Source organism: Alteromonas sp. RW2A1, assembly GCF_001886475.1.
GTDB classification, from domain to species: domain Bacteria; phylum Pseudomonadota; class Gammaproteobacteria; order Enterobacterales; family Alteromonadaceae; genus Alteromonas; species Alteromonas hispanica.
The window spans coordinates 3,737,156-3,756,267 of the sequence record NZ_CP018031.1 but is presented as its reverse complement, the minus strand read 5'-3'; the positions used below and the strand labels follow the sequence as shown (position 1 = coordinate 3,756,267).

Genomic DNA, 19,112 nt, shown 5'->3' with positions numbered 1-19,112 from the left:
CGGTTCGAAGTAATAGTTAGCCCTGGGCACTGGCCGTTGGAAAATGAGTGGAAATGGTGCTTCGAATACCGTTCCCCCAAACAATTGCTTGGTTGTAAAGCATATGGAGTTGCTTCTGATCTATATCGAGCAGCTTGGCTTGTTTAATCACATTCATCCAAATTGCACTTTCAAATCCGCGCACTAGCGCAGAATAGTTATTGAGTTCAGCATTCTTACCTAACAATGCGTTGTTCACATCATCTGCTAAGGGCAGCTGTTTGACAATATCGCTCATAGATTGATCTAATAACCCCTCAAGTAGCGAAAACAGCCCGACTAAAAACGCGATGGGCGGATTATTCTTAAAGCCCCTTCGTTCGGCTAATAGGTCGAAGAACTTTGCTCGAACTAATGACATGTGGATGATTTCTAGCGGCTTGTCATCGGCAATATGCGTGAGGCTTAGCAGGGCAATAAATTTCTTTATTTCCACTTCGCCCATATAATTAAGTGCATGTTTTAGCGATGTAATTTTATAGCGCTTGTTAATAGTGGGATTATTGATAAATTTGAGTAGTAAAAAGCTTAACGTCGCATCCCGCTCAATAATTTGTGTCGTTCTATCGATATCAAAGTTAACTTTTCCACTTTCAGCCATTAGGTCCACAATATTCATTTTGGACGCGGGCAATTGCCTTAAGATTCGCGCTTCTGGCTGGCAGAAAAAATAGCCTTGGAAAAAGTCGAAGCCCAAGTCGATACATGTCGTGAAGTGATCTTGTGAGTCAACTTGTTCGGCAACTAACTTTTTATTCTCGTCATGATAACGAGGAATGTGTTTCTCTATGTTTTCAAGGCGGTTATCAAACCGAGCTTTTGAAACGTCTACCTTTACAATATCAATCAGTGGAAAAATATCGTGTTCGGCACCTATCATCATAGGATCGTCTATTGCCAGTTTGAAACCCATCTGCTTAATGTGCTGACAAGCTTCAAACAAGCCATTGCTTGTGTCAGCTGGGTTGGCAAGCTCCACGACAACAGAATCTGGATTGAGGTTGGTGGGAAATCGAGAAACAAGTGTATCGGTAGAAAATGTGATAAATGAGGTTTTCTCGCCGCTAATATCATCAAGACCAAGAGGGTGGAAGTTATCGGCTATAAACTTCGACTTTTCTTCTTGATGCTCGGGGTACGCCCCACCTTTTCCATCCCGGAAAAGTAACTCGTAGGCAAATACGCTTTTTTCTTTATCTAAGATAGGCTGACGAGCGATAAACGCGAACATATTTAATTCCTGATGATACACACAGCTTTTGTTGTGCTTTTTTTCGTGTATTGACTAATTGCTCTTTTGCTACACATCTTTTACTACAGTTCTTTTGCTACACCAAGATATCGACGTGTAAAACAATACCTTTATTTAATGCTGTCTCACTGCCACCAATAATGGGCTTTGTCCGGTAGATTATGACATTGGCCTCACACAAACAATGATTACAGTACATTTTTAATACACATCTATATTTGCTTGAAGCGTTAGGTTTTTTCTAGCGCCGCGTTGTGCAAGTGCTTTGCCCATTTTATAGCTTCATTGTAATAGCTATGAAGTAACGATTGGCTTATCCCATGCTTTGCGGAAAACTGTTTTATACTCGCCCACCGTGCAATCTCAAACTGGGTAGACAGTACCAAGCACTCTCTGAGTACATTGTGTCGACCGCATAAGGCGTCTTTTACATCATCATCGAGAGGGACTTTGCTCACAACATCTTCTATTCGTTGTTCCATCATTGCGTCGAGTAGCGACAGCAAGCCGACTAAAAAGCCGGAATGTGCACTTTTTTGTTTATTCACCGCTAGGTAAACCAGTTCACAGAATTTTGCTCTCACCAAAGCCATTTGCATTAATTCTGAGGGCTGTCCGTCACTGAGGTTTGCTAAAGCAAGCAGTGAAATAAACTTTTTAACCTCTACTTCGCCCATAAAGTTGAGTGCGTGCTTCAGAGAATTTATTTTATGACGCTTATTAACCATTGGGTTGTTAATAAAACGCAGAAGCAAGTAGGTTAACGATGGATCGCGCTCAACAATGGCCTGAACTTTTTCTAAGTTAAGGTTTGCTTGGCTACTCAATGACAGCAACTCGAGCATAGTGAGTTTATTTGGCCCTATTTTTCTATGCCTAACTATTTCAGGCCGAGCAAGGAAGTAGCCTTGAAAATAATCAAACCCCATCTCCTTGAACGTATGAAATTCCTCATAGGTTTCAATTTTTTCCGCTACCAATTTGATTTTGTTTGATTTGAATCGTTTGACAAGAGCGGGGATTTCCTCGTGAGCAATTTCAGTGATATCAATCTTTACAATACTAGTGAAAGGAATGAAAGCCTCCCATTTTCCATCCATATCGTAATCATCAAGTGCAATAGGATAGCCCAGTCCACGAATGTGCTTGCACGCTGCGATAAGAGCGTCATCAACGTCAACGGTTTCAACAACCTCTATAACGACTTTGCTGGCGTCAAGGGAGGTTGGGAAGCGGAACATAAGAGTATCGCGATGAAAGTTAATAAAGGCTTTTTTATCGCCGGTTATTTCTTCAATTCCGAGACTTAGATGAGTAGAGGTGAGTATTTTTGACGTTGCCTCATCAGGCGGAATATCTGGGAAGCAATTATCTTCGCCTATACGAAAAAGTAACTCGTAGGCAAATACTTCTCTGTCTACGTCAAATATCGGCTGTCTGGCAACGTATGCAAACATGTTTATCCTTGAACTGTCTTTCTTGGCAACTTCTTACTACCTACAGCAATTGGTACTGTTGCTCTTTCTCGGTGTAAAAACTCGAGGAAACTTCCAATTTGCCCACTTACACCTGTATGCTGAATAGACTACATGCTAGTTGAAAAGCGCACAATGTTTAATATCAACGTTGAGCAACAGATAGTTGAGACCAAAGTAAACGTTTTGCGCTAAATTACGGTATACTAAGCAGTACACACTTAAAAACGCCACAAGAGTGTTGAAACCCCTTAAGGAAATATTTTATTATTAAGGGTGTTATGGGGCGATAAGTTTTGAACTTTTTTTTGATCTACAGGTCTTGATATTGTAGCAGTCGTCCTTATACCAACATATCGTTCGGGCTTCTTTATATTATTTTGGTCTCGCGCAGCTCTGTAAGTAAAGTGCAGAGCCGCATTTGATGAGGTGAACAATGAGCAACAATTTGCAATCTATGGCCATGTCAGTGCCACACAGCGGTAGCATCGAAGGCTACATTCAAGCTGTAAGCCGCATTGATATGCTCAGTGCCGAAGAAGAGCGCGAGTTGGCAGTGCGTCTTCGTGATGATGAAGATCTACAAGCAGCGCGCAAGCTGGTAATGTCGCACCTTCGCTTTGTTGTGCATATTGCAAAATCATATTCAGGGTATGGCTTACCGCAGGCTGATCTCATTCAAGAAGGTAATATTGGTCTGATGAAGGCAGTGAAGCGTTTCGACCCTACTGTGGGTGTTCGCTTGGTTTCTTTTGCTGTTCATTGGATAAAAGCCGAAATTCACGAGTTCGTTCTGAAAAATTGGCGCATCGTGAAAGTGGCAACAACTAAGGCACAGCGTAAGCTTTTCTTTAACCTACGCAAGGCGAAAAAACGCTTGGGTTGGTTTACGCATGCTGAAGTACAAACAGTAGCAGACGAGCTTGGAGTGAGTACAAAAGAAGTTCTCCAAATGGAAGCTCGAATGAGCAGTCAAGACCAAGCATTCGATTTGTCTGCCGATGAAGACGAAACAGGTAACTTTGCTCCGGTTCAGTTCTTAGAAGATAAAACTGCCAACGTTGAAACCGACGTTATCAATAACGATTGGGACACTGCGGCAAGCAAGCGTTTGTATTCAGCGATAAAAACCCTTGATGAGCGTAGTCAGGATATTATCGAAACACGCTGGTTAGCAGATAACAAAATTACGCTGCAAGACTTAGCGAATAAATACGATGTATCTGCAGAGCGCGTTCGTCAAATTGAAAAGAACGCGATGAAAAAACTACAGGCGGCGATGGTTGCAGCTTAAAGTTTTTAACGCAGACAGATAAATAAAAAAAGCGCCAGTCGGCGCTTTTTTGTTGTCTAGAGTTCTAGTTAAGAGTGTCTTGCAGACTCTCTATTCGTTCTCTTTATTCGCTGTTCTCAGACACTGGGAGCACCCAGAATACCCCTTCAAATTCTGCCACCGCAGTATCGTTGTCCAAAATAGCCACGCTTAATTCAAAACGCGCTTTTTTCCCTTTTTGCAAGGGAGCAAACTTGCCTGACAATGTTTCTATGTTACAAATTGCTCTAGGCTTCATGGTGATAGGCTTGTGGTAATGAATATCGCCATCGCCCAGCACAATATCGCCGTTCAATCCACGCTCTTTCAACTGCAAATAAATAAGTCCCCAGCCGGTAAGTGTGGCCAAAGAGAAAATACTGCCTGCGAACATAGTGCCGTGAATATTAATATTCTTATTCAGTGATGCACGAGTTTCAAGAGTTCTTCCTGTGTATTGGTAGAGCTTAATGCCCATATGTTCTGTGATGGGAATGGTTTCAGACCAAGTTTCTTGTAATGAACGACACCATTTTGGATGAAGCACTAGCGTATTGTTTTCAGTAAACTTCTTTACCATTTGCTGACGTTTCAGCATACCTAGTTCGTTGGGTGCTTCTCGCTCGATAACAAAACCACAGGAGGCAAAAAAGTCGATAGAAATTTCGCGACTATTAGTCACTGCTCGCACAGCGCCAAGATCTTTAGCAACGTTCTCAAGCGCAACCATCACCATTTTACCCAGCCCTTTTCGCATATGATCATTGCGAACGGCTATGTGGCGTATTTGCGCTTCTTCAGCGGTATTAAGATGCACACGGCCACAGGCGACAATTTCATTCTTTCTATTGGTGATAATGCGATGCTCAGCAACCTGTTCGTATTCGTCTTTTTCTGAGCCAGGAGGAAAATTCCAAGGTTGACGCAAATGCTCCCATCGAAAATGAAAGTAGGCTTCAAATTCTGCATCGCTTTTTGGTGTTACAACCTTATACACAATAAACAGCCTTTTTTAAAAATCGAGTTGTATTTAAACGTAACCGCGCAGTAGGCACAAGCTTAAAAACCTAAACTTGAAACTGAAATGTCACTGGTCCATCGTTTATCAATGCTACTTTCATATCTGCGCCAAACTCTCCCGTTTGTACCGACATCCCCTTTTTCTTGAGCGTATTCACGAACCGCAAATACACGTCTTTGCCGTGAGAAGGGGATGCGCCGCGAGAAAAACCAGGGCGATTACCTTTTTGCGTATCAGCAACCAAAGTGAATTGAGAGATAACAAGCATAGCGCCACCAACTTGATCGATATTGAGGTTCATTTTTCCATCGCTGTCGCAAAACATTCTATAGCGACACAGTTTGTTCGCTAGCTTCTCTATTTCTGCGTCGCCGTCGTCTTTTTCTACGCCTAGCAGCACAACCATACCGTGGCCTATTTCACCGATGACTTTCTCGTCCACAGTTACGTTAGCCTCAGACACCCGTTGAATAAGTCCTATCACTGAGTTTGCTCCTTGAGAAAACGAGACATATCTCTGGTCGCGCGGCAAAGTGCATAGGCGATACTGGGCTCAGATGTGCTGTGGCCTGCATCGGGCACAATTTGTAACTCACTTTGTTCCCACGCCTTATGGAGTGTTTCAGCAGCTTCTGTTTTGCATATCATGTCGTAGCGACCGTGAACAATTGTTCCAGGGATATGATTTATCTTTTCGATATTATTAATAATGTAGTTTTCGGGAATAAAGCATTTATTTGATAAAAAGTGACACTCTAGCGTGGCTAGGCACGTTACCAAATTCATGGGGTAGTGACAGCTTGCCTCTCCAACACCCGGCGGTAAGCTTAACCTTGAAAGACGCTCTTCCCACTGATACCAGCGTCTTAATGCTGCGTGTTTGAGAACTTCGTTGCTAGAGCTTAATTGAGCACTGTAATACTCGCAAACTGTATTGGCGGTAACTGGTGGGGGGATATCTTTTGTGAACTTGCGATAATGTTCTGGAAATAGCTGCGCGGCGCACCCTTGGGGCGATAAGAACCATTCTCTGTCTTGCTGTCGAGCAAGAAAAACGCCGCGTAAAATGAGACCAGAGACATGTTCGGTATATTTCAACGCATAAAGTAGGGCAAGCGTAGAGCCCCAAGAGCCACCGAATAGTAGCATCTCAGGAACGCCAAGATGGCTTCGAAGCATTTCGATATCATCTACATTTAGCCAAGTATCATTATTACTTATTTCTGCAAGCGGCGTAGATCGCCCGCATCCACGTTGTTCATATCCAATAATACGGTATTTGTTACTGTCGAAGAAGCTTTTGTAATTAGGCGGCAAACCGGCGCCAGGTCCACCGTGAATAAAGAGTACTGGAATTCCGTCAGGGTTTCCGCTTTGCTCAAAATAGAGGGAATGCCCGCTTCCTACATCAATAAATCCGTCGTTGTAGCTGGTTACATCCGGATAAAGTCGTTTCATTATATTTCTACGCGTTGTGCGAGTGCCTGTTTTAGTTTAGTTTATTATTATGCATGCTGTCGCTTGTAAACACCTTGCGCCTTAATTTATACGTTGCGTTAAGCACAACGGTTGAAACTAATTTGGAAAAAGGTGTTACGCATGCGTTAGCTAATCACATTATAATCATAATTGCGAGGACGTTTGTATGGCAGGTCAAGGATCGGGTGGCAATGTTATTGCCGCTATATGTAACTTTTTTATCCCCGGTTTAGGACATTTGGTCCAAGGCCGAATTTTAGCAGCGCTATTTTACTTTGTTTCAGTGGGTGTTTGTTACGCACTGGCGGCAACCGTAGTGTTGGCAATTGTATTTTGGCCGCTAGGTGCAATTTTGCATCTTATAAGCATCATCAGCGCAGCGCGCTTTAGAGGTGGAGCAACAGTATGAGACTAATAACTACAGCGTTTGTTGCTGCACTCACTCTAACGGGGTGTCAGTCAGCTTATTATGCTGCGTGGGAAAAGGTCGGTGTAGAAAAGCGCGATATACTTGTTGATCGGGTAGATAACGCCAAAGATTCTCAGGAAGACGCGCAAGAACAATTTAGTTCTGCGTTAGAGGCGTTTAGCGCGGCGGTAGAGTTTGACGGCGGTGAGCTTGAGGATGTTTACGACAATCTAAACGGGCAGTATGAAGATAGCGTAGCTGCAGCTGAAGAGGTCACTGCGCGTATTGATAAAGTAGAAAGTGTGGCCGAAGCGCTGTTCGATGAGTGGCAAGAAGAGCTTGAAAAATACCAAAGCGGCTCATTGAAGCGAGACAGTGCGGCAAAACTTCGAGAAACTCAGCGACGCTACGCGTCTTTGATGAAGTCGATGCGTAAAGCAGAAAGTAAAATGCCTCCTGTTCTAAATGCACTGCAAGATAATGTGCTTTATTTGAAGCACAACCTCAACGCGAGTGCAATTGGTGCATTGCAAGGTGAGCTGTCAACGATAGAAGACAATGTTGCTCAGTTATTAAGCCAGATGAATTCAGCAATTGCAGAGTCTGATGCGTTTATTGCTTCTATGAAAAACTAGCTAAATAAAAGCGAAAGTAACCATTTAGGTTACCATTAGAAATAAGGGAGCAATTTGCTCCCTTATTTATTTGTGCCGTCATTATGAGATGGCGCAAGACTTTTTTGCTCGTCTTCTTCCTCCTCAGATGACACGTATTTTTCCTTATTGAGGTCTCTTTGATTTTCAAATGCCTCGCCCAGGCTACAGGTGAATTCAGCGCCAAAGAGAACAATAATCCAAGACAAATATACCCATAAAAATAAGATTGGCACCACAGCAAGTGCGCCGTAAATTAATTCGTAAGAGGGAAAGTTGGTGACGTAAAGTGCAAATCCTGACTTTGTAATTTCAAAAGCAATAGTAGCGGCCAAGGCCCCACAAGCTGCGTGGCGGGCATAAACCTGCTTATTAGGCACCATAGTGTATAAAATAGTGAATGCAAGCATGGCTGCGCCGCTAGGTACTAAGCTTAATACGAACGTACCTAATCCTGGCGTGTATTCTTCAGTAAACGCTGCAAGTCCAGTAAGGTAAGTGCTTACAATCACGCTGGAGCCAATTAAAATAGGCCCTAATGTGATTACCATCCAGTAAATAGCAAAGGTAAACACTATCGGCCTTTCGCTTTTCGTTCGCCAAATTCGGTTGAGTGTCTTATCCACATTTGAGATAAGCATTAGTGCCACAACCAGCAGAGACAAAATACCTATAGCGCTCATTTCAGAGGCATTACCGACAAAATCAGTCATGTACTGATGCACTACATCACTGGCGGTGGGAACAAAGTTGCTAAAAATAAAGTATTCAATTTTGCTTCGTACTGATGCAAAAGCAGGAAAGGCCGACATAATAGTGAAGGTAACCATTATGAAGGGCACTAGCGATAACAGCGTTACATAGGCCAAGTGCCCAGCAGAAATAGTGACATTGTCTTCTTTGCAGCGATTGATAAATATGGTGAAGAGATCTTTCGCTTGAGGCTTTATATTCTCATAAGTGGCTTTAACCCGCTCTAAATACACTCGTGCTCTCCTGACATTAACGTCACCGCTTCATTTTTATTGCTGAAGTAAATGGTAACTGCCAGCGCAGTTATGAGCAAAGGTTATTTATTGTCGCCTCGCACACCTAACATGTGACAAATAGCGTAGCTCAGTTCGCTTCGGTTAAGGGTATAAAAATGGAAATGCTTTACGCCTTCTTTGGCTAATACCTTAACTTGATCCATAGCGATATTGGCTCCAATGAGGTTGCGGGTGGCCTGGTCGTCGGCGTCTAGCCCGTCGAACATTTTGTGAAGCCATCCAGGCACGTGAACATTCGTAAAGCCTGCAAATTTAACCAGGGTTTGATAATTTGTCACAGGTAAAATGCCCGGTACTAAATCCAAATCAACACCTGCTGCGGCAGCGCGATCTCTAAAACGCAAAAATACACTGGTGTCGAAGAAGAACTGAGAAATAGCCTCTGTAGCTCCTGCTTCTGCTTTACGCTTCAAATTGAGAAGGTCAAATTGCGCATTTGGAGCTTCTGGGTGTTTTTCGGGATAGGCAGCAACAGAAATATCGAAGTCGGCTACATCTTTTAATAATGCCACTAGGTCAGAGGCATACATCTCTGTTGTGTCAACACCTGCAGGAAGGTCCCCACGTAACGCTACAATGCGACGAATACCTGAATCCCAGTAGTCTTGCGCAATTTGTTTAAGCTCTTCTCTGCTTGCATCAACGCAAGTTAAATGAGGAACCGCAGAAACCCCGGTTTGTTGTTGAATTCGCTTTACTACATCGTGGGTTCTATCGCGCTCGCCGCTGTTTGCACCATAGGTAACCGACATGTAACTCGGTTTGAGAGGCGCTAACCGCTCTACCGATTTCCATAATGTTTGCTCCATGGCTTCCGTTTTAGGAGGAAAAAACTCAAAAGAGACGTCAATGTCACGCAGCTCCGATAAGGACTGGTTGAGTGCATCAATGCCTTGTGCGTAAGAAACCATGTATAATTCTCTCTGATAAGCTTTTTATAGACGTTTAGACGGCTAAATTAAAGAATATATGTCTAGACGTCAAGAGGTTTACACTGCTCAATTGACCTTTTCGTGAACTTGTTTAGAATTTCACGTTATAACACAACTAAAATAAAACCGAGTTAGTACAATGGCAGAATGGAATGGTAAGTATATACACCCCTACGCAGAGCACGGTAAAAAAAGCGAACAGGTAAAAAAAGTCACTGTTTCTATACCCATTAATGTGTTGAAAGCGTTAACGGATGAACGTACCCGTCGTCAAATTAATAATTTGCGGCACGCCACTAACTCAGAATTACTCTGCGAAGCGTTTTTACACGCGTTTACAGGTCAACCGCTCCCCAACGATGATGACCTTCGAAAAGATAACGCTAATAGAGTACCTGCCGAAGCTAGAAGAATTATGGAAGAAATGGGCATTGATCCTAGCTTTGAAAATGAGCCCACCGAAGAGTAATTTTCAACACTTTTCACACGTAATAAAAAACGTCGCCCTGTTTTAAAGTAATACCTGTAAAGTAATACCCAGTGACACATCAAACGGTATAACTTTACAACGGGGCGGCGTTATCATCGAGAGTATTTAATAAATTTACTCTCGGTTATTCTTCTGATGGTTTCGAAATTCCCGCAACACCAGATTCAATAGCTGCTTTTGCTACTGCACTGGCTATGCGATCGCAAAGTCGAGGGTCCATAGGCTTAGGAATGATATAATCTTTGCCAAAGCTAAGGTTTTTGCTGTTGCTTGCTGCTAGTACTTCAGGCGGAACTTCTTCTTTTGTAATGGCGCGAATTGCTTCTACAGCAGCCACTTTCATTTCGTCGTTTATTGCGCTTGCTCTCACATCTAATGCTCCGCGAAAAATAAACGGAAAGCACAGTACGTTGTTAACTTGATTTGGGTAATCGGAACGGCCAGTTGCCATGATTAAATCATCACGTACTTCATGAGCAAGATCGGGTCTGATTTCTGGATCCGGGTTCGAGCAAGCGAACACAATAGGGTTATCAGCCATTAGCGCTAGAGTTTCCGGAGGTAAAAGATCAGGGCCAGACACGCCTACAAAAATATCTGCTCCGCGCATTACATCTTCTAAGGTACGTTTGTCTGTATTGTTGGCAAACAATGATTTGTGTTCGGTTAAGTCATCGCGGCGGGTATGAATTACCCCCTTTCTATCAAGCATGTAAATACGCTCACGCTGAGCACCGCACTTTATCAATAGTTCCATACATGCTACTGCTGCGGCGCCAGCGCCAAGGCACACAATTTTTGCATTTTCGATATTTTTTCCCTGAATCTCTAATGCGTTTAGCATACCCGCAGCCGTCACTATTGCTGTGCCGTGTTGGTCGTCATGAAACACGGGAATTTTGCATCGCTTAATAAGCTCTTGCTCTATTTCAAAGCATTCAGGGGCTTTTATATCTTCTAAGTTTATACCGCCGAATGTATCTGCAATATTGGCGACAGTATTAATGAACTCTTCAGTAGTGCGGTGCTTTACCTCTATATCAATAGCGTCAATACCGGCAAAGCGCTTGAACAGCAAAGCTTTACCTTCCATCACTGGCTTTGATGCTAATGGGCCAAGATTACCTAAACCCAATATGGCAGTACCGTTACTAATTACCGCTACCATGTTACCTTTTGCCGTATATTTATAGGCGTTATCTGGGTCTTCCGCTATCTCTCTTACCGGCTCTGCGACACCAGGACTGTAGGCAAGGGCTAAGTCATCAACACTATCTGCTGGCGTTGATAGTTCTACCCGTATTTTCCCTGGAGTTGGTTTAGCGTGATAATCGAGCGCGCGTTGTCTAAAATCTGACATGTGAAATGGTTTCCTTGAGTGTAGGGTTTTTGGTGTCGCAGCCTAGTTTGAGGTTAGCGACAATGTAACCATATTTTTAATTTACGTTAGCCAATGTCATCGCCGAACAGCTTTATGTTTTTAGTATTATCTGTTCGCCGGAATTAGGTCATGCCCTGGATAACAACTGCCCGTGTTGGTGTAAACGGAGCAAGTATCATTTACCCTAACACAGGCAATAACGGTGTACATATCTGATCAGAATTTCCACCGGTGATTTCATGTGTTTCTATATTATAAATGTAGGTGACTACAACTTGTTAGACCAGTAAGTAAACACTATATTTGTCATTCATAATTTTTATGCCGGACCTGATTTCCATATGCTTTTACTATTTTAATTTTGCCGCTGTGCAAAAATCTAAATAACAGAAATCTAAATAACAGAAATCTCGTCAACAAACAGTTAAGGCAATTATCTATGCGGATTAATGGTATAAGCTAGGCACCAGGTGCGCAATAAGAGGAGAAGTAGAGTGACTGAGCGCAAATTAATTAACGAACTCACTAATGTTTGCGAAGCCTTCAAAACCCAGGGCAATGGGTTTATATGGCTCACACACCAAGGACATTGGCGTTCGCCTGATGTTGTAGCTGTTTTCACCACTGAGCGTCAGCGCAATAATGCATTGTCGGATGGCTGGGATGAGGCGTTTATTACGCAAGTAACCATAGCCTTAGAGAGCATAAAATCTACACCCAATTCAATACGATTTGATAGTGAAGAAGCATGCGATAAACAAAGCCAAGGAGATTGGGAAAAGCACTTATCAAAACCCTTGTACCATTAGTACACCACTACCCAGTATTTCTATTTTTGTTTGATTGATACGTGCAAATAGTTCTTGTGCTCAGCCTCAAATACTAGAAACGTTTGGGGTGAGTTCAGGTGTAAGTAGTTGAGAAGAAAGTATAAAACGCTTTGAGATAAACAAAAGACAATAAAAAAGCGCCCAAAGGCGCTTTTCTTGTTCGTCACGTTCAAACGTGTTGAACCTACTTCTTGCTAAGTGCACCAAAACGCTTCTTGAAGCGATCAACACGGCCACCAGTATCAACGTTACGTTGCTTACCAGTGTAGAAAGGGTGACAAGAAGAACATACGTCTAGGTTAATATCTTTACCCATTGTAGAACGAACATTCATTACGTTACCGCAAGAACATGTTGCTTTAATTTCAGCGTATTCTGGGTGGATACCTTGTTTCATGGGATTACCTCATCATAAGGCCGTATCGCTATTCAGCCCGAAGCTAAACACCATACGTAACTTAATATTCGAATGACAGGCAGCAAATTTACAGCCCATCGCAAAAGAGCGCCGGATAATAAAGGAAGCCGAGGCTTGGATCAAGGTCTTTGTGCTGGATAAGTGAGCAAAAGTACAATGGCTTTATTATCAACGTGATTATTGTGTTTAAATACCAACACATGGCACTTTTCCTTTTTTGCTAATATTCAGCTTTTCACATTTGACGACGGAGACCTGCTCTAAAATGGCTTACCTATCTGTTGCAGTACCAGTACCGCTGCGACAATTATTTACCTATACCCATTCTACTCCACTAGAAGCAGGAGTAAGGGTGCAGGTGCCATTTGGTCCGCGAAAACTGGTGGGCGTGGTTATTGATGTAATAGATGAAGATAGCCACGAGATAGAAAACGTCAAAAAGTTAAAATCAGTAGAAGCGGTCATTGACGAGTATCCCATCGTCGATGCAGTTCTACTCAAAATGGCACAATGGTTGTGGCAATACTACCATCATGCGCCGGGCGAAGTGCTGCACGCTATGTTGCCGGTGCTATTAAGGAAGGGAGAAAAAGCTCAGCTAGTTCCTGAAGAAAGAGTAAGGCTCACGCCTGTTGGCGAGCAATCACAATCAAATACATTATCCAGAGCACCCAAGCAAAAAGCCTTTTTTGAGGCATTGCAAACATCGAGTTTGTCGGCCCAGCAAAGCAGAAAGTTATATGGCGCACCGGCAGTTAAGGCCGTTATCGATAAATCGCTGGCGGAAATAGTTGAAGTTGTACCTGAACTAATACCAAAGGGCTGGCTATCAACAATGAAGGTAGCGCAAAAGCCCACGCCAGATACCGAGCAATCTGTCGCCATAGCGGCGCTTAATCGCCAGCAGGGTAACTTTGCAATAAGTCTGCTAGAGGGCGTAACGGGCAGTGGAAAAACAGAAGTCTATTTACAAGCAATAGAGCCACTATTGTCCGCGGGTAAGCAAATTCTCATTTTGGTACCAGAAATTGGGCTCACTCCGCAAACTGTATCTCGATTTGAAAAGCGTTTTAATATTGATGTAGGCGTTCTGCATTCCCAGCTTTCCGACAAGGCGCGCCTGCGAGTATGGCAACGCGCCAGAGCCGGAGAGCTGGGCATAATTATTGGCACGCGCTCTGCTATTTTTACGCCGCTCAAAACGCCCGGTATGATAATTGTTGATGAAGAGCATGATGAATCGTTCAAACAACAAGATGGTCTTCGTTATCACGCGCGAGATCTAGCGGCGATGCGGGCAAAACAGCACAGTATTCCTTTGCTGTTAGGCAGCGCTACTCCAGCATTAGAAAGCTTGAATAATGCCCTTAGTGGACGCTATGCGCATTTGCATTTAACGCGCAGAGCGGGTGGAGCCCAGCATACGCAGCTTCATGTACTTGATGCTAGAGAGCAGCCCCTGCACTACGGTATATCGCAAGCGTTACTCACCATAATGCGACAGCATATTAATGCTGGAAATCAAGTGCTGGTATTTGTAAATAGAAGGGGGTACGCGCCTGCCTTACTGTGTCACCACTGCGGAGAGACAGTAATGTGTAAGCGGTGCGATAGACCTTACACAGTGCACAAGTCGCAAAATCGCCTGCAGTGTCATCACTGCGCAGGCACCCGAGTTATGCCGCGGCAGTGTGAAGCATGCCACAGCTCAACCCTTGTTACAGCAGGTACGGGTACTGAACAAGTAGAAGACGGGTTAATGTCTTTATTTCCCGATGCTAAACAAGTGCGTATAGACAGTGACACGGTACGCGGTAAAGATAAGCTGCACAGCACGCTAGATGCAATTAATCGTCAAGAGTACCAGCTGCTTGTCGGCACTCAAATATTATCCAAAGGACACCATTTTCCTCACGTCACCTTAGTAGCCGTACTCGATTGCGACGGGGCATTATTTAGTGCCGACTTTAGAGCCCCAGAAAAACTCGCACAACTTGTTACACAGCTGGCAGGGCGGGCAGGGCGTGCGGCTAAACCAGGTGAAATGTGGTTACAAACTCACAATCCCCACCATCCCTTATTGCAGGATTTAGTGAATAATGGGTACGGACATTTTGCCCGACATGCATTAACAGAGAGAAAGGCAGCGGGTCTTCCTCCTTACATCAGTCAGTTTGTAGTGCGTTGTGAGTCGATAGACAGCGCGCAGGCTTTCTCGTTTTTGCAGGGGTGTCGTGGCGTCTTTACTTCGTACAGTAACGAGCTTGAAATGAATGGTCCTTTCCCTTCGTTAATAGAAAAACGACAGGGACGCTTCCGTTTTATGTTGATATGTAGTCATCAAAAACGCGCCCCATTACACGAGGCCCTGCGTCAATCACTTCCTTTTCTACAATCACTCAATCAGGCCTCGAAAGTAAGATGGTCGGTGGATATCGACCCTACAGATTTCAGTTAGCTTGTTGCTAAGCAATACGTTAAAATTCTAGTTGTCGAAATTTAATAACAAAGTAGTGCACAAACAGTTCTGCTGCCTCTACTATTGCCTTACGAAATTATTTCCTAACAAACACCGATAACAAGCAGGAATATCGCCGACTATGGCTCAACGTGATTACGTGTCCCGCGGACGCTCTCAAAAAAAGAAAAAAGCCCCAAACAATGCTAATAAGCGAGCGAGTAGCAGACAAGTTAGTGCGCCAAATATGCACAAGCTCCCCCTATTCAAAATAGCAATTATTGTTGCGCTAGTGGCAGGCTTCGGGGGGTTTTTGTGGTCGATCAAAGACAATGTTGAGGGGGATGTAGATGTGCAGTCTTCAAGGGCAGTAGCACCGACAGAAGAAGCATTGCCAGAGTTACCAGAGGAAGAGTGGGAATACATTAAAACGCTACCGGGTTACGAGGTAGAAGTTGACGTTCAAGCCCAAGAAAAATCTGACAAGCGTTATCTTATGCAATGTGCGTCTTTTAGAACCCGTACCCAAGCGGAAGAAATGAAAGCGAAAATAGCCTTTCAAGGGTTAGAAGCGTTAATTCGCCAGAGCTCGGGAAGTAACGGCGAATGGTTTCGCGTTATTCTTGGGCCTTTTGAGTCTAAGCGCGACGCGGAAAAAGCGAAGCATAGCCTGCGCAAAGTCAACATTGCTACATGTCAAATTTGGTACTGGAATTTGTAAGTTCTCCTTACGATAAACACAGCGCCGTAAGCGAAAGCCCTTGAAAATATAAACCACTCCCCCACTTATGGTTTATAGACTAGATAAGTGACCGCCGTGAATTCATATACTCACGGCGGATACACCCAGCTAAACGGGGAAAAAACGTGACAACGATTGTATCTGTACGACGTGGAAATCAGGTGGTGATGGCTGGTGACGGTCAAGTATCGCTGGGAAATACGGTAATGAAAGGCAATGCGCGCAAGGTGCGTCGTCTTTACCACGATAAAATACTCGCAGGCTTCGCAGGTGGCACAGCCGATGCGTTTACACTATTTGAACGCTTTGAGTCCAAGCTTGAAGCCCACCAAGGCCACTTAACCAAAGCTGCTGTTGAGCTTGCAAAAGACTGGCGTACCGACAGAGCGCTGAGAAAACTCGAAGCCCTTTTAGCGGTGGCTGACGAGACCGCTTCATTCATCATCACGGGGAATGGAGACGTAGTACAGCCAGAAAACGACCTTATCGCGATAGGTTCTGGTGGCAATTACGCACAAGCTGCGGCCACTGCTATGCTGGAAAATACTGAGCTAACGGCAAAAGAAATTGCTGAGAAATCACTCACTATTGCTGGCGATATTTGTGTATTTACGAACCATAGCCAAACGGTAGATGTATTAGATTACTAATGAATGAAGCGACGGGGCGGTAGCAAAAGGTTACTTACGCCCTTGTACTGCGCAGACCGGTAGTTCGGTGTATTCATTACGCGCAGTCCGAGTATCAAAGAAATAAGGGTTTATTCATGTCTGAAATGACACCAAGAGAAATTGTTCACGAGTTAGACCGCCATATTATTGGCCAGCAAGACGCAAAACGGGCTGTGTCTATCGCGCTTAGAAATCGCTGGCGCAGAATGCAGTTAGAGCCTGAATTGCGTCAAGAGGTAACGCCAAAAAACATTCTTATGATTGGTCCAACAGGCGTAGGTAAAACTGAAATTGCTCGACGTTTAGCCAAGCTTGCTAATGCGCCTTTTATCAAGGTAGAGGCGACAAAGTTTACCGAAGTTGGTTATGTGGGCAAAGAAGTAGAAACAATTATTCGTGATCTAGCGGACATCGCCGTTAAGATGACAAAAGAAAATGAAATGAAGAAAGTGAAGTTCCGTGCTGAAGAAGCAGCGGAAGATCGCATTCTTGACGCGTTACTTCCTCCGCCTGAAGATGCGTGGGGAAACAAGGAAGAAGTAGAGGATAGAGGAACCCGTCAGGCGTTTCGCAAAAAGCTTCGCCAGGGCGAATTAGACGATAAAGAGATTGAGATTGACGTTGCGCTCCCCCAAGTGGGTGTTGAGATTATGGCTCCTCCGGGTATGGAAGAGATGACAAACCAGCTGCAGGGAATGTTTCAAAATCTGTCTGGTTCGCAAAAGAAAAAGAAGAAGCTGAAAATTAAAGATGCGTTCAAAATGCTGATTGAGGAAGAAGCGGCCCGTCTTGTTAATCAAGAAGACTTAAAAGAAAAAGCCATTGAGTCAGTTGAGCAGCACGGCATTGTGTTTGTAGATGAGATTGACAAAATTTGTAAGCGCGAAGGCAACAACTCTGGCGATGTTTCCCGCGAGGGCGTACAGCGAGATTTACTTCCTTTGGTTGAGGGCTCTACGGTATCGACGAAACACGGTATGGTTAAAACAGACCATATTTTGTTTATTGCCTCAGGCGCTTTTCAAATGAGCAAGCCATCGGATCTCATTCCTGAGTTGCAGGGCCGTTTGCCTATTCGCGTTGAGCTATCGGCGCTTAAAGTCGGCGACTTTAAACGCATCCTTACCGAGCCTAATGCCTCTTTAACGCAACAATACATTGCGCTAATGCAGACTGAAGGAGTGAATGTGACCTTCGACGACTCTGGTATTCAGCGCATAGCTGAAGCGGCATGGCAGGTGAATGAGACCACAGAAAACATCGGCGCCCGTAGGCTTCATACTGTGCTCGAGCGTTTAATGGAAGATATTTCATTTGATGCCTCTGAAAAAAGCGGTGAATCATTTGTCATCGACGCTGATTATGTAAATAGTCACTTAGAAACATTGGTTGATAACGAAGATCTCTCGCGTTTTATTCTATAGTCGAGTTCACGCCATCAGCCATAAAAAGCCCAGCAAACCGCTGGGTTTTTTGTTCTCAGCACTGTTAAAACCAGAGGCCTTTAAAGTAAGGAAAACTACCTCTTAATTTTGCAGTAGACTAATAAGCCTGCCGGTAATATCTAACCCCGTATCCCGTTCAACCTTTAGAAAAAAAGGGCTGGGGTTGGCTTCCAAGAAATAATATGTGTTTTTATCCGTTTTTCGCCAATCTATAGCGCACCAATGCATACCTAATGCGGCGCAGATTCGAATTGCCAGGCGTTTAACGTCTTGAGGGATAATGGTAATTACCGGCGTGGCATCTATATCATTTCTATAATCCAGTTCTACGCTGTCAATAAGTACGCTCACCACTTCCTTTCCAAGTACGTAACTGCGAATATTCGTGCCACTTATATACTTTTGAAATGTCACAGGGCGCTGTGAGAGTAACGTGGTGAGCAGGGGTCGTAAATGCTCCGTTTTATTGACATATTGCGCTACTTTTCCACCTCTAACCGGTTTATACACCACTTCAGGCATGTTGCTACAAAATTGCGCCGCCGCTTCAGGTGCATTTCCAACGAAAGAATAGGGAATATTTGCTCCCTGTTGAGACGCAACGCTTAGTTGCATGGGCTTGCACTGATGGGAGCGCACAGCATCAATAGAATTTACCCATTTAGTGGCGCCATAGGTGAACCAGCATAGCAGTGTGCTCGATAACTCTTGCTCTATCCACATGCGCTGAGAGACGGACGTTTGACTGCTTGTTACCGACTCTGCTTTTGAAGATGGATTTACTTGCCGAGGAGCAGCCGTATCAGTGGGAATATATTGATGCCAGTACACAGACTTTATATCTGAAAACATTACCCTTGTGGGAAGTCTTTGTTGAGACGGCGGAAAATGCAAAAAGCCTTCATTAGAGTCTGGATCGAAACTTATAGTCCATCCACTGCCAAAATAAGCGGTATTGGCAACAAAAGCGGTAACATTGGTACTTTCCAATGCGCTGACCATGTGAACCATTTGTGGGTCGTATTCATCGCCTATCAGTCCTACATACATGCGGTA

The 19,112-nt window shown here is 43.9% G+C and carries 19 protein-coding genes; 9 read left to right on the top strand and 10 right to left on the bottom strand.

All coding sequences use genetic code 11. From position 1 onward, the window contains the following. Positions 1-16: 16 nt before the first annotated feature. The gene (locus BM528_RS16565; protein WP_071980784.1) at positions 17-1,270 is read right to left on the bottom strand and encodes an EAL and HDOD domain-containing protein; all 1,254 of its coding nucleotides are present in this window, start codon (positions 1,268-1,270) and stop codon (positions 17-19) included. A 251-nt stretch (positions 1,271-1,521) separates the two neighbouring features. Further along, a complete protein-coding gene (locus BM528_RS16560) occupies positions 1,522-2,748 on the bottom strand; it encodes an EAL and HDOD domain-containing protein (protein ID WP_071980783.1) in 1,227 nt (408 codons plus the stop codon). Between the two features lie 454 nt (positions 2,749-3,202). Between BM528_RS16560 and rpoH the strand changes: the two genes are divergently transcribed. Continuing rightward, positions 3,203-4,060, top strand: a complete 858-nt coding sequence (gene rpoH / locus BM528_RS16555) for an RNA polymerase sigma factor RpoH (RefSeq protein WP_071980782.1) — start codon at positions 3,203-3,205, stop codon at positions 4,058-4,060. A 103-nt stretch (positions 4,061-4,163) separates the two neighbouring features. Here rpoH and BM528_RS16550 read toward each other — a convergent pair whose 3' ends face one another. The 3 genes from BM528_RS16550 to pip form a co-directional block, all read right to left on the bottom strand. After that, entirely contained in the window at positions 4,164-5,075 is a 912-nt protein-coding gene (locus tag BM528_RS16550) for a bifunctional GNAT family N-acetyltransferase/hotdog fold thioesterase (protein ID WP_071980781.1), read from the bottom strand. A gap of 70 nt (positions 5,076-5,145) precedes the next feature. Beyond that, positions 5,146-5,583 carry a D-aminoacyl-tRNA deacylase gene (gene dtd / locus BM528_RS16545; protein ID WP_071980780.1) on the bottom strand — a complete coding sequence of 146 codons (438 nt, stop codon included), beginning with the start codon at positions 5,581-5,583 and terminating at the stop codon, positions 5,146-5,148. Continuing rightward, positions 5,580-6,557, bottom strand: a complete 978-nt coding sequence (pip, locus tag BM528_RS16540) for a prolyl aminopeptidase (RefSeq protein WP_071980779.1) — start codon at positions 6,555-6,557, stop codon at positions 5,580-5,582. Before pip ends, dtd begins: the two co-directional genes overlap by 4 nt. A 187-nt stretch (positions 6,558-6,744) precedes the next feature. Here pip and BM528_RS16535 point away from each other — a divergent pair, with 187 nt between their 5' ends. Continuing rightward, the gene (locus BM528_RS16535; RefSeq protein ID WP_071980778.1) at positions 6,745-6,987 is read left to right on the top strand and encodes a hypothetical protein; all 243 of its coding nucleotides are present in this window, start codon (positions 6,745-6,747) and stop codon (positions 6,985-6,987) included. Then, positions 6,984-7,622 (top strand): DUF2959 domain-containing protein, encoded by a 639-nt coding sequence (locus tag BM528_RS16530; RefSeq protein WP_071980777.1) that lies wholly within the window; start codon positions 6,984-6,986, stop codon positions 7,620-7,622. The genes BM528_RS16535 and BM528_RS16530 overlap by 4 nt, the downstream gene beginning before the upstream one ends. A gap of 62 nt (positions 7,623-7,684) precedes the next feature. Here BM528_RS16530 and BM528_RS16525 read toward each other — a convergent pair whose 3' ends face one another. Continuing rightward, entirely contained in the window at positions 7,685-8,626 is a 942-nt protein-coding gene (locus tag BM528_RS16525; protein ID WP_071980776.1) for a virulence factor BrkB family protein, read from the bottom strand. A gap of 83 nt (positions 8,627-8,709) precedes the next feature. After that, positions 8,710-9,600, bottom strand: a complete 891-nt coding sequence (gene metF / locus BM528_RS16520; RefSeq protein WP_071980775.1) for a methylenetetrahydrofolate reductase — start codon at positions 9,598-9,600, stop codon at positions 8,710-8,712. 160 nt (positions 9,601-9,760) lie between these two features. On the opposite strand from metF, the gene metJ reads away from it, so the two are divergent. After that, positions 9,761-10,090, top strand: coding sequence for a met regulon transcriptional regulator MetJ (gene metJ / locus BM528_RS16515; protein WP_071980774.1), 330 nt, complete (start codon positions 9,761-9,763; stop codon positions 10,088-10,090). Between the two features lie 145 nt (positions 10,091-10,235). On the opposite strand, the gene BM528_RS16510 is transcribed toward metJ, so the two are convergent. Further along, positions 10,236-11,471 (bottom strand): malic enzyme-like NAD(P)-binding protein, encoded by a 1,236-nt coding sequence (locus tag BM528_RS16510; protein ID WP_071980773.1) that lies wholly within the window; start codon positions 11,469-11,471, stop codon positions 10,236-10,238. Positions 11,472-11,986: 515 nt separating this feature from the next. Here BM528_RS16510 and BM528_RS16505 point away from each other — a divergent pair. Continuing rightward, entirely contained in the window at positions 11,987-12,301 is a 315-nt protein-coding gene (locus BM528_RS16505; protein ID WP_071980772.1) for a hypothetical protein, read from the top strand. Positions 12,302-12,506: 205 nt separating this feature from the next. Here the strand turns inward: BM528_RS16505 and rpmE are convergent, their stop codons facing one another. Further along, positions 12,507-12,719, bottom strand: a complete 213-nt coding sequence (gene rpmE / locus BM528_RS16500) for a 50S ribosomal protein L31 (protein ID WP_071980771.1) — start codon at positions 12,717-12,719, stop codon at positions 12,507-12,509. A 286-nt stretch (positions 12,720-13,005) separates the two neighbouring features. Here rpmE and priA point away from each other — a divergent pair, with 286 nt between their 5' ends. From priA to hslU, 4 genes are all read left to right on the top strand, one after another. After that, positions 13,006-15,198 carry a primosomal protein N' gene (gene priA, locus BM528_RS16495; protein ID WP_071980770.1) on the top strand — a complete coding sequence of 731 codons (2,193 nt, stop codon included), beginning with the start codon at positions 13,006-13,008 and terminating at the stop codon, positions 15,196-15,198. A 142-nt stretch (positions 15,199-15,340) separates the two neighbouring features. Next, entirely contained in the window at positions 15,341-15,919 is a 579-nt protein-coding gene (locus tag BM528_RS16490; RefSeq protein ID WP_071980769.1) for an SPOR domain-containing protein, read from the top strand. A gap of 146 nt (positions 15,920-16,065) precedes the next feature. Continuing rightward, a complete protein-coding gene (gene hslV, locus BM528_RS16485; protein WP_071980768.1) occupies positions 16,066-16,590 on the top strand; it encodes an ATP-dependent protease subunit HslV in 525 nt (174 codons plus the stop codon). Between the two features lie 116 nt (positions 16,591-16,706). Further along, complete coding sequence (hslU, locus tag BM528_RS16480; RefSeq protein WP_071980767.1) at positions 16,707-18,035, top strand: HslU--HslV peptidase ATPase subunit; 1,329 nt, start codon at positions 16,707-16,709, stop codon at positions 18,033-18,035. A gap of 102 nt (positions 18,036-18,137) precedes the next feature. On the opposite strand, the gene BM528_RS16475 is transcribed toward hslU, so the two are convergent. Then, a complete protein-coding gene (locus BM528_RS16475) occupies positions 18,138-19,106 on the bottom strand; it encodes an ATP-grasp domain-containing protein (protein ID WP_071980766.1) in 969 nt (322 codons plus the stop codon). Between the last annotated feature and the right edge of the window lie 6 nt (positions 19,107-19,112).

Coding starts and splice junctions, on each gene's coding strand:
- BM528_RS16565 (WP_071980784.1), bottom strand. CDS start 1,270: ATGTTCGCGTTTATCGCTCGTCAGCCTATCTTAGATAAAGAAAAAAGC.
- rpoH (WP_071980782.1), top strand. CDS start 3,203: ATGAGCAACAATTTGCAATCTATGGCCATGTCAGTGCCACACAGCGGT.
- BM528_RS16510 (WP_071980773.1), bottom strand. CDS start 11,471: ATGTCAGATTTTAGACAACGCGCGCTCGATTATCACGCTAAACCAACT.
- BM528_RS16535 (WP_071980778.1), top strand. CDS start 6,745: ATGGCAGGTCAAGGATCGGGTGGCAATGTTATTGCCGCTATATGTAAC.
- BM528_RS16490 (WP_071980769.1), top strand. CDS start 15,341: ATGGCTCAACGTGATTACGTGTCCCGCGGACGCTCTCAAAAAAAGAAA.
- metJ (WP_071980774.1), top strand. CDS start 9,761: ATGGCAGAATGGAATGGTAAGTATATACACCCCTACGCAGAGCACGGT.
- metF (WP_071980775.1), bottom strand. CDS start 9,600: ATGGTTTCTTACGCACAAGGCATTGATGCACTCAACCAGTCCTTATCG.
- hslU (WP_071980767.1), top strand. CDS start 16,707: ATGTCTGAAATGACACCAAGAGAAATTGTTCACGAGTTAGACCGCCAT.
- pip (WP_071980779.1), bottom strand. CDS start 6,557: ATGAAACGACTTTATCCGGATGTAACCAGCTACAACGACGGATTTATT.
- BM528_RS16475 (WP_071980766.1), bottom strand. CDS start 19,106: ATGTATGTAGGACTGATAGGCGATGAATACGACCCACAAATGGTTCAC.
- BM528_RS16560 (WP_071980783.1), bottom strand. CDS start 2,748: ATGTTTGCATACGTTGCCAGACAGCCGATATTTGACGTAGACAGAGAA.
- rpmE (WP_071980771.1), bottom strand. CDS start 12,719: ATGAAACAAGGTATCCACCCAGAATACGCTGAAATTAAAGCAACATGT.
- BM528_RS16530 (WP_071980777.1), top strand. CDS start 6,984: ATGAGACTAATAACTACAGCGTTTGTTGCTGCACTCACTCTAACGGGG.
- priA (WP_071980770.1), top strand. CDS start 13,006: ATGGCTTACCTATCTGTTGCAGTACCAGTACCGCTGCGACAATTATTT.